General features: G+C 50.7%; 5 protein-coding genes and 1 pseudogene. 2 read left to right on the forward strand and 4 right to left on the reverse strand.

Annotated features, from left to right (window positions below):
• Positions 1-105: 105 nt before the first annotated feature.
• Positions 106-3,892, reverse strand: a pseudogene (gene xdhB / locus HOK28_07035) (xanthine dehydrogenase molybdopterin binding subunit).
• Between the two features lie 217 nt (positions 3,893-4,109).
• Here xdhB and HOK28_07040 point away from each other — a divergent pair.
• Entirely contained in the window at positions 4,110-4,592 is a 483-nt protein-coding gene (locus tag HOK28_07040; protein ID MBT6432829.1) for a nucleoside deaminase, read from the forward strand.
• Here the strand turns inward: HOK28_07040 and HOK28_07045 are convergent.
• Both HOK28_07045 and HOK28_07050 read right to left on the reverse strand, forming a co-directional pair.
• Complete coding sequence (locus tag HOK28_07045; GenBank protein ID MBT6432830.1) at positions 4,589-5,494, reverse strand: HEAT repeat domain-containing protein; 906 nt, start codon at positions 5,492-5,494, stop codon at positions 4,589-4,591. The two genes, HOK28_07040 and HOK28_07045, sit on opposite strands and share 4 nt — an antisense overlap.
• 52 nt (positions 5,495-5,546) lie before the next feature.
• Positions 5,547-7,877 (reverse strand): hypothetical protein, encoded by a 2,331-nt coding sequence (locus HOK28_07050; GenBank protein ID MBT6432831.1) that lies wholly within the window; start codon positions 7,875-7,877, stop codon positions 5,547-5,549.
• Between the two features lie 155 nt (positions 7,878-8,032).
• Here HOK28_07050 and HOK28_07055 point away from each other — a divergent pair, with 155 nt between their 5' ends.
• Positions 8,033-9,214, forward strand: a complete 1,182-nt coding sequence (locus tag HOK28_07055; GenBank protein ID MBT6432832.1) for a Rieske 2Fe-2S domain-containing protein — start codon at positions 8,033-8,035, stop codon at positions 9,212-9,214.
• Here HOK28_07055 and HOK28_07060 read toward each other — a convergent pair.
• Positions 9,211-10,608 (reverse strand): HAMP domain-containing histidine kinase, encoded by a 1,398-nt coding sequence (locus HOK28_07060; GenBank protein ID MBT6432833.1) that lies wholly within the window; start codon positions 10,606-10,608, stop codon positions 9,211-9,213. The two genes, HOK28_07055 and HOK28_07060, sit on opposite strands and share 4 nt — an antisense overlap.
• Positions 10,609-10,637: the final 29 nt, after the last annotated feature.

Here is a 10,637-nt window from a genome sequence, read left to right on the forward strand (position 1 = left end):
CACCGCGCTCGCCAGAGGTTTGCATCTCAAGGACACGTTCGAATATTTCGCCGCCTTCAAAAGCCATGAATTAATCGTACCCCAATCCGGTATCCAAGTGCCAACTCAAGCCTCTTTAAGCTTAGCCCGGCTGTCTTCAACGGCTCTTAAGAGCGCTTCCGGGGTGGCCGGTACGGCAAGATTAACCCGCTGCGCAACCGGTCCAAATGCCCCAACAGCATGCTCCAGCGCAGTTAGCATGGCCAGCCCGTGCATAAACGGAGGTTCGCCAACAGCCTTGCTCCGATGAATCACACCCTCTTGCGGCGCTTTCTCAAGTAAGGATACCTGGAAATCATCCGGTACATCCCCATAGGCGGGAATTTTATAGGTTGATGGTGCATGCGTGAGTAAGCGGCCTTCGGGGTTCATCACCAACTCTTCCACGGTGACCCAACCCGCGCCTTGAATGAATCCGCCCTCTACCTGTCCTTTATCAATTTCAGGCAAAAGGGAATTGCCCACATCGTGAACGATGCGAACCCTGTTTAAACGATGCTCACCCGTAAGCCCATTCAATTCAACTTCAACGACGCAACCACCGTAGGCATAATAATGAAAGGGTCGGCCTTTACCCGTTTTGGCATCAAAATAGATGTTAGGCGTTCTATAATATCCCGTGGCAGATAATGAGATGCGGTCCATGTAAGCTGCCTGTGATACTTTTTCGAGTCCAATGGAGGCTTCTTCTTGACCAGGCAAGTAGACCTGACCCCCGGCAAAAACAATCGTATCTGCATCGCCTTCTGAAACACTTAATAGTTTGGCAGCAATCGGACGCAAACGCTCTCGAATCTCGACGCACGCGTTACGAACAGCCTGGCCATTTAAGTCCGAGCCACTCGATGCCGCCGTTGCCGAAGTATTCGGAACCTTGTCGGTAGACGTAGCCATCACCCGAACTTGCTTAAGGTCTGCTCCAAGCTCATGGGCACAAATAGCAAGCATCTTGGTATGAAGCCCTTGCCCCATTTCCGTACCGCCATGATTTAACTGAACAGAACCATCGGCATACATCAGCACCAAGGCGCCTGCCTGATTTAAAAAAGATGTCGTAAATGAAATACCAAACTTAACGGGTTGAAAACCGATTCCCCGCTTCACCCAGCGAGACTCTTTATTAAATGCTTCGATTTTATCACGTCGATTATCATAATCGGACTCAGCCATCAGCTGGTCGTAGATTCGCTGCAACCGATTATCGCTGGGAATCACTTCTTGTCCGTAGGGTGTTTCGTGACGTGGTGCCGCTCCATAAAAATTTCGAGAACGAACAAGTGCTGGGTCCAATTGAAGAACTTGCGCCGCGTGATTCATAACAGCTTCAACAACCGCCATACCCTGCGGCCCACCGAAACCTCTAAATGCGGTGTTCGATGTTTTGTTCGTTTTAGCGATGCGCCCCTCAAAATCAGCATTCGGAACAAAGTAAGAATTGTCCAAATGAAAGAGGCACCGCTGTAAAATCGCGGGCGATAAGTCGAGGCTCCAGCCACCATCGGCGTAGGTCTTAACTTTCAGTGCTAATAAATCGCCCTCTTTACTAAAGCCCGCCTCGTAAGTACTGAACCAAGGGTGACGCTTGCCGGTGGTAATCATGTCTTGGTCACGGTTCATTCGAACTCGAACCGGGCGCCCCGTGGCCCATGCAGCCAAAGCTGCCGCCTGCCCCACATAAACGGCCTGACTTTCCTTACCTCCAAAACCACCACCCATACGTGGACAACGAACCACAATACGATGACGACCTATCTCAAGAAGCTCGGAGATCTTCGTTTGCACCTCGCTGGGATGCTGGGTGGAGGATTCAACCTGGTAGCAACCATCTTCAAGTAGCGTGACCTGAGCGATTTGAGACTCGAGGTAAAAGTGATCTTGCCCACCCGTTTCAAGCTCCCCCTTGATTTTAAGAGGAGACGACTTCAAAGCCTCGGTTACATCACCACGAGTAATGCGGGCGGTCTCACCCTGAAAGGAGTTCTTTTCAATTGCATCTTGAACACTTAAAACCGGCTCAGAGGGCTCTATATCTAGGACAACTTTCGAGGCGCCTATTCGGCATGCTTCAATGCTTTCACCCACCACGATACAAATGCTTTGACCGTAACTGTAGAGTGCACCCGAAGCCAAGAAAGGTTCATCGTGAAATACTGGAGAGGCATCGTTTGCACCGGGAATGTCGTCAGCCGTCAAGACAGTGACCACACCATGAACTCCACGCGCAGCTTCCACATCAATCGACTTCAAAGCTCCACAAGCCACGGGTGACGAAACGATTTGTGCATGCAGAAGGCCTGGCACGAGTGGGAAATCATCCACATAGCGCGCTTCACCGCTCACATGCAGATGAGCGCTTTCATGTTTAAGGTTAGCCCCTAAAGGCGACTTAGGCTTGTTCATGGGATGCCTCCAATACAACGGTCGCTGTTGGCGCATCCGGTAACGAAACAAAATCGGCATCCAGTGTCTCTTGGTAAAAGCCTCGAATCAGATTGCCGATGACCTTGCGCCGATACCATTCTGAGCTTCGATGGTCGGAGAGTGGTGAAAACTCTTGCTCGATGATTTGAGCAGCCTCTTCCGCTGTATCTTCGTTCCACACCTTACCCACGAGAAAATCTTCAGTCTGCTTGGCTCTGATGGGCGTTGCAGCCACACCTCCAACACCAATCCGGGCCGCGGTCACCACCGAGCCTTCTCCTAACTGGACAACGATACCTGCCGCCACCGCACTGATATCCAGCTCACGCCGGCGCGACACTTTATAGGCACCGCTTTTCGATGCACTCAGGACATTGGGTATCCAGATAGCCTCCAACACTTCGCCTGGCTTAAGCGCTGTTTGACGATAACCTAAGAAAAATTCATCGATGGAAACGGTGCGAGCACCTGCCTTAGATCGTAGATGAAGCTTAGCATCCAGAGCCAAAAGAACCGGTGGTAGATCACCAATGGGTGAGGCATTACAAATATTACCACCCGCGGTAGCGCGGTGCTTGATTTGGCGCGCACCATAATAGCGCAGCATTCTGGAAACCATGGGCATGCGCTCAAGCAAGGCAGTCTCAACATCGGTCAGAGGCACCGCCGCCCCGATATAAACACCCTCTTCACGCAGCTCAAGCTGATGAAGTTCTGGGATGCTTTCCACAGAAACAAGATGAGGCAATTCCCGGTGAGCTTTTGTGATCTCTAAAGACAAGTCGGTTGCGCCGGCCACAATACGTGCGTCTGGCTGGTTCTCTAAAGCTTGAAACAACTCCGTGAAGCTCGTTGGTATGATGAAAGACTCACCCAGAGCTTCGTAGTTCAAACCTCGGTCACAGCTTTTCGCGTTATCTAGGCAATTTAAGAGTTTTCCTGGAGGCCGTGTGCCGGCTACGCGAGTGGCCGCCTCCCGAATGGGCCGATAGCCCGTGCAGCGGCACAAATTTCCACACATCTGGTCGTCGACCTTCCATGCGCTATCCAGGTCGCTGCGATAGGCTGCTTCAGTCATAGACATCACAACACCAGGCGTACAGAACCCACATTGGGAACCAAGGGTATCGACCATGGCTTGCTGAACCGGGTGCAGCTCTTTATCTCGGAGCGCTTCTACCGTGAAAACTTCTCTGCCATGCAACATCGGAACGAGAACCAAACAGCTGTTGACCGCACGCAATTGTGCAGCGCGTCCCTGCTCAGCATCCAACATCAAGACGGTGCAGGCACCGCAATCGCCTTCGGCACATCCTTCTTTCGTTCCAGTGAGTGAGGCCTCATAACGCAAATAATTGAGTAATGTCTCGTTGGGTGAAATGTCGCGAATGTCCACCCGTTTCCCATTTAGGAAAAAATGCAGTGGCGCCATTTGGCCACCTCCAAATCATCTCTACTAGTACTGATCGCCCCAAAATGCCGCCATGACCATTTCGGGAGCGGCCGAAGCTTTTAATATAGCGTACCATCGAAATCAAACGATTATCATGACACATTTTGGCGAAATGAACTATCCTCTTGTCTAATTGTGCTACTTTACACTATACGGGTCGGCCGACCTGACGTTGGGAAAAGGAGCCAGCTCTACCATGCCTGTTGAAGCAGACGACTCAAAATACCTAGCCGAAGCCATTAGACTGGCTCAAGAAGGCGCAAGCTCCAACCGCGGCGGCCCCTTTGGTGCAATCATTGTAAAAGATGGAAAAATCATCGGTAAAGGCAACAACGGCGTTACATCCACCAACGATCCGACGGCCCACGCTGAAGTAACGGCCATTCGTCATGCCTGTAAGGAAATCGCGGATTTCCAGCTCGATGGTACGACCATCTACTCGAGCTGTGAGCCCTGCCCGATGTGCTTGGCCGCCATTTACTGGGCGCGAATTGAGCGGGTAGTCTACGCGTGCACGCGAGATGACGCGGCAGATATTGGCTTTGATGACGCACATATCTACAACGAGCTTCCCTTAAGCAACGAAGAGCGGTCCATTCGAATTGAGACAATGATGCGAGATGAAGGCTTAGAAGCCTTTAAGGCCTGGAGAGAAAAAGGAGATAAGGTTCGTTACTAACTGGTGCGAGCCTGGCTGATAGAGCCTGTTTTCCGCAAGGATACTGTAAGCGCTTTTTGAACCAACTTCTTAGGAATATTGGCACCAATCTGACGCAAACAGCTAATTAAAACCACACCGATACGAGAGTCATCCTCAGCTTCGAGTGCCATCAATAAGTAGCGCTCGAGCGCGCCGTGGTCATCGTCCATATGTCTCAAGATTAGCCTGTGCATGGCTTCTGCAGTGGTCAAACGAATATCTGCATCGTCATCACGAAGCGCAAGCGTTAACTGCGCGAGCGTCTCCATCGTTCCCACTTTACCCAAAGCTTCAATCACCGGCATCAGACATCGCTGAGCGCGAAACCCTGCTTCTAGAATTTCAATGGCCCGAGATGCACCAATTTCTCCGAGTGCCCAAACGGCTTTCGATTGAACAGCGATTGCAGGATGATTTGCGAAAAGTTCGATTAAGGCTTCCACCGCCGGTTCGTATCGAGCTACGCCCATAGAGTGAGCTGCAGATGCAACCAATCTCGCATCGTCAGACGCAAGCCTCGCTTCAAATGCCTTAATAAAGGGCTTGTCACCAGCGATAAGCATCGCCCGGGCAGCTGCGCCCCGAAGCTGAGGGTGTTGGTCGACTGAACTGGCAATCAAGCGAAGAACACTTTGAGCCATACCATCTTCTCCCTCACGGGCTAAGATAGCGCTGATGGCCTCGAGAGCAAGAAGTCGCTCTTCGACTTCAGCATTGGAATCCTCAACCAGTTCGATGAGTTCAATCAGTGCATCTTTACCTTTTGCTATTTTAGTCGCCAAAGGATGCGCTTCGGGCCGATGTCCCAACCGTGGATCAATCTCCTCCAATTGCTTACGAACCAACTTTTCACGTGATTTCAACGCTGCGCTTGCACTCATTTTACTCTCCCAATCGGTTGCTCTCGAGGCCACCGCGACCCAATCTAAAAGCTTACTCAGTTACTTCTGCTGTATCGCCCTTAAGCTTTGCCACATCAGCTTCATAAGCTTCTTTGGTATCGTAGAAATACATCTCACCTTGGTCGTCCATGATTACGAACTGATTGTCTTTCGCTGGGTCAACCAAAGAGGCGTAGAGAACATCACTCGCATAGCGAAAGAACGATAATGACTCATCGCTGATTTTTCCGTCTTCGCCGACGAGAAAGCCGCGCTCATAAGCGGCTGAGTTATAAAGAACGCTACCGTTCTCAGCTCGAACCAGAGGTGCAGTCACTGTCTTTTCTGGGCGGAACACGAAATCTGGCGGCGCGCTAAAAGCATGAGCATCCACGGCATTGCCTTCGTCGTCATACTTCAAGATGTAAGACCAAGTCTTTGTTCCACCCTGAGTTTTGTCTGCCACTTCGTACTTCACGAAGTCACCGTCTTCTTCAACCTTATTGATCTTGAAGCTATCGGTTCCATAGTTCCAAACCATGTGGCCAGAATCCTTCTCAGTGACGAAGGAAACGCCGCGGCGAGCCGCATCTAAGAAGTGGTTATGGAGTTCAATCACACTCTCTTTAGTAAGCTCACGGCTCAAATTCATACCGCCAACTGCACCGAAGACCTTGTTCTCCTCGCCCACTGGCTTCATCTCATAAGAACCATCTTCCTTCTTAGCGGCCTCAAACTGACGGCTTTCGAGATTTCCGGTTTTCTGATTCAAGTAATACTTGGTTACTGAAGGTGGATAAGAACCACGGCCCAGCTCACTGCTCAGTAAGATAGGCTCATCTGAAGGGTTCTTAGGGTCAATCAGGATATCTGCTTTTTTGCGCTCCACGCCGCCTCTTGAATTCACGTCCATGTATTCGACGCTGCCTTCAAATTTGCGGTCACCACTGATGACTGACCAGTCTTGTTCACGTAAACCGCTGAATGCTGGATTCTTCTCAAACTTGAGACCTTCGGTCACGACAGTCGGTGAGAAAGAATCATCTGGATTGACCGACTTTTCAGCATCATCTACGTCGTAGAGTCCAGTAAGCTTAAACGAGAATGGAATTTCGCGACCACCCACGGTGAGAATCATCTTGTCACCTGGGTGCTGACCTCCAATAGTATCGTTTCGGTTACCAACAAAAGTTGTGGTTTCGGCAGATGCTGCGCGCCCCGTGTTGATGTCTGCGTAGCGGTCCGCGTCCATAAGCGCGAAGAGTAAGTCGTTGACGTCGGTTGAGCCAAACGTGCTCTCACCTTTTGAGCGTGCATCAAACACAGTTACATCAGAGCCTGCGGCAAGCTTAAGTGCTGCAAGCGGTGCTTCGATATGGCAGTGTCCCCACCAACCGATATTCATTCCGTCTACATCCACGCCGCCATTTTGGTTCCAATCGTATGGAAAGCTTCCTCGCTTGGTCTCGGCTGATTCCATCAAACGAAGACCTGTATTTTTTGAGGCCGCTTTTTCAGTGAGATGCTCTGCGAGTTCTGCAGGTACCGCGGTAGATGTTTTATCAAACACGAGGTTTTCACCGTCTCGTACAACAGACTTACCTGCATGCTCTTCCATGCCTTCTGGCAAACCATCGGTATTCACATTGATAACAACATACTTAGGCTTAAAGCTGTCTACTGAGTCTTTTGCCAAAGACAATGCCTGGCCGCCGTTGTCACGGTCTACCGGACGAAGGCCGAGGGTTTCTTCTGCGTTGCCTTCACTTACATTGCCCCAGCCACTGGCACGGGTCTTACGGTCTGTAATGTAATTGAGTTCAGCCGTAATCGCTTCACGCTCAACCCCTGGAGGTGCGAGTGCTTCGATTTTGCGAACACCTTTATCAAACGGCTTCGTGTAGGGGTGGTAAGTGTCAAGCTTGCCGGTATCGAATGTGATCTCCCGGTTCATGTAGCTTTCTTCTTCAAGGCGCTTGAGCATTTTCAAAGCGCCCTGCTTATCGGTCGCAGGCAGATTGCTACTCTCGAGGTCTTTAGCGATGCCATTGAAAAACGCTTGCTTGCGCAAAGATGAAACGCCGAGGTTCTCGTTGTTGCCCGTGATTTCTTCCGCGCCAAGATAAGCCTTATTATCTTCAAAGGCTTTGGCGATTGTCGTGCCGAGTGTTTCGAGGTCGTTCACACCTTGAAGCTGCTCTGAGCTCAGTCGAATGTCTTTTGGAGATGGGTCTTTGAATGTTCGTGCTTCGGCTACCAAGCCGGGCATATCTCGGTAACCATCAACGCCAAGGTCGGTCGAGAATTTTACGTTCGCGCCTTCTGTATCAACAGTTCGGTCGGCACGAGTAGGAGCTTTGTTTCCGCTAAGAGGTGTAGGCATTTGAGGCGTCCTTCATAGATATTTTGTAACTGGCATTGAAACCATCGGATAGATTGTCGGGCGTTTTGGGGGTGGTGTTGCTAAAAAAAACAGATTAAGGCGTATTTTTTACAAATCCCACGGCTCACCCAGGTACAATATCTGGAGGAAACACGATGAATAAACCCTCCCTAAATCCAGAAAAGTTCTTTGTTCACAGTGATATAGACCAGGCGGAGAGTCTTCCGCCGGAAGCCTTTGAGAGTCATGATCTCTTGATCCATGAAAACAAAACTCTCTTCGCCAATGCATGGCTTATGCTGCCTGAAACGCCTCGGGATGCTTTTCTAGAAGATCCACGCTCTACGACGCAGCGCGTAGAAGAACCCGGTTCCCATGCTCCTTTGGAGCTTGATGGCCGTCCGCTCTTTCTCAAACGCGACGGCGTAGGAAAGCTTCGACTCTTTCCCAATGTGTGCACCCACGCCTGGTATCCATTGGTCACCGAGGCCGGTAAAAGCAAAGGCGTCGTTTGTGGACAGCACGGCCGGCGCTTTGATGACGAGGGCCAATTCGTCTCGCAGCCCGCGTTTGGTAAGCTGCCAAATTTCCCTAGGCCCTGTGACCACCTTCAAGAGCTGCCCTTGCATCAGTTTGGTCCATGGCTATTCGCTTCACTTGGAAAGCCAGTGGATGATTTCGAGACCATTTTCGAACCGATTCGTGAGAGCATCAAGCATTTTCAAATTGAGACATGGTCTAGAAAACTTCAAAAAGTCGAAGAGCGGGTGGTACCTGGAAACTGGAAGCAGCATGCTTGGAACTTTATGGATAAGTTTCACATTCCATTTATTCACCGCGGTCCTAAAGGACTCGTCGACGCGCTCTACTACCGCAACTACCAGACCGAGCTCTACACCGGCGCCTCGCTGCAATGGGCGTATGCGAAAAATCCAGACCATGGCTTTGATCCTGAACTTTTGCCAGAAAGATTTCGAGATCCCAAAGACCCATCCAAGCGAGTCTTTTCGTTGTGGTGGTTTATCTTTCCCAACTTGACACTCAACTTTTATCCTTGGGGCCTGTCTATCAACCGTTATGAGCCGGTTGCGAACCACCCCGACCAAACGCGGTTCTTCTGGCACCATTATGTGATGGATGAAAAGAAATATGGGGAGATGGAATCCATCTGGCTGAATCAACAGGTTGACGATGAAGATGTGGAAGCCATGGACTTGGTCGCCAAAGGCATTGCCAGCGGGTTTGGTGTGAAAGGACGGTTCGCGCCAGAAGAAGAAAAAGGACCTCACTGGTTTCACAGAGAGGTTTTTAAGCATCTCTTTCCAGACCACGCCTAACCGATATGGCTACCCTTTAGGCTCACCTGAAGACCGCGAGGCTCAACGCCAGTGAATTCTAAAGTCCAGCCTGAGCGCCTTGCAATCTCGTGGGTGATGGCCAATCCCAAACCCTGGCCGGAGGTATCGCGTTGCCGCGCTTCATCACTTCGAAACGTTCGCTCTGCCAGCATCGATAGGTCTTCGGGCGGTACACCTGGACCATCGTCACTGACGACCAGCTCAAAGTTGTCATCCACCACTTCTAGAACGACAGCAACATTACCACCCTCCTCGCCATGGGTCACCGCATTGTGCACGATGTTACTCAACGCTCGCTCAGCAATAAACGGATCACAGATGACCCAAACCGGTTTGTCGGGCCGAGCGGCCACCACTTGAACACCCGACATTTTCCCCAAAAGAGAAAATCGCAGTTCAATCTTATCTACCAACTCGCCCAAGTCTGTTCGCGCATGACCAGCGGTTGGGTCAGCACCATCGGAAAGCCGGCTGGCAAGGTGGAGGTTATCCGTTAAACCCATCAGATAAGCGGAATCGTTGATTGTGCGGCGCAGTAGGTCTTTGGCCGTTTCTGATTCAATATGACTCTGAAGCTCTTGCAGGCCCAAGTGAAGCGAAGACATCGGTGTTCTTAAGTCATGGGCAACATTTGCTAGGTGCTGCTCTAAAGCCACTCGGCGCTGCTCTAGGCGCTCGGCATCTGCACGCATTCGGCTGTGAGCACTGTCTAGAATCAGGGCAATCTCGCCAATATCGTCTCGTAAATTATCACCCGCCGAACGGTACTCACCTTCAAGTCCAACACTGCGCGCGGCAAAGCTCAATCGTCTCAGCCGACGAGCAATCGGACGAATCGTAAAAATCATCATCACGCCAATAACAATGAAGACTCCTATAAAGCTGGCAGATAAGTAACTCATCCCAACGGCCTGACGAACCGGTGGTAATGATGCAAACGAGCCTTGAATCACGCCACATATACCGGGCTCTCCAACGCGGCGAGCAAATGTTGCCGCGGTTTGTGATTCAGTCCACGCCACAAAGGGAGATTCGATTTCGTTCTTAATAGCGAGGTCTTCACCGGATTGAAGCCGTTCCCACAAGAGATCAAGCATCGGTGGCGCATTGAGATTCAGTGATTTGCCCGTCTCACTGCTGTAGGCGTAGACAATCGCGCCATCCGCGGGCTTGACTGTAAACCATGCCTCCGGGTTTTCCAGGCACTCGGCTTGGTCTTCTGCATCGAAGATATGGGGACTCATCGCAACGGTTGATAAAAGCGCATTCTTTAATTGCGAGAGAATAAAACCAGCAGAGATGACTACGAGAAAAAACGAGCAGATTCCTGAGGTCACTAAAATTCGCGTTCGTAATCCAACGTGAGTCTTCATTCCGAAGCCTGCGCCGTTTCAAACTTATA

The sequence above is a fragment of the Deltaproteobacteria bacterium genome, assembly GCA_018668695.1.
Classification (GTDB): Bacteria; Myxococcota; XYA12-FULL-58-9; order XYA12-FULL-58-9; family JABJBS01; genus JABJBS01.

Bases quoted from the DNA above. Each gene is read 5' to 3' on its own strand.
- HOK28_07055 (MBT6432832.1), top strand. From the start codon at position 8,033: ATGAATAAACCCTCCCTAAATCCAGAAAAGTTCTTTGTTCACAGTGAT.
- HOK28_07040 (MBT6432829.1), top strand. From the start codon at position 4,110: ATGCCTGTTGAAGCAGACGACTCAAAATACCTAGCCGAAGCCATTAGA.
- HOK28_07045 (MBT6432830.1), bottom strand. From the start codon at position 5,494: ATGAGTGCAAGCGCAGCGTTGAAATCACGTGAAAAGTTGGTTCGTAAG.
- HOK28_07060 (MBT6432833.1), bottom strand. From the start codon at position 10,608: ATGAAGACTCACGTTGGATTACGAACGCGAATTTTAGTGACCTCAGGA.
- HOK28_07050 (MBT6432831.1), bottom strand. From the start codon at position 7,877: ATGCCTACACCTCTTAGCGGAAACAAAGCTCCTACTCGTGCCGACCGA.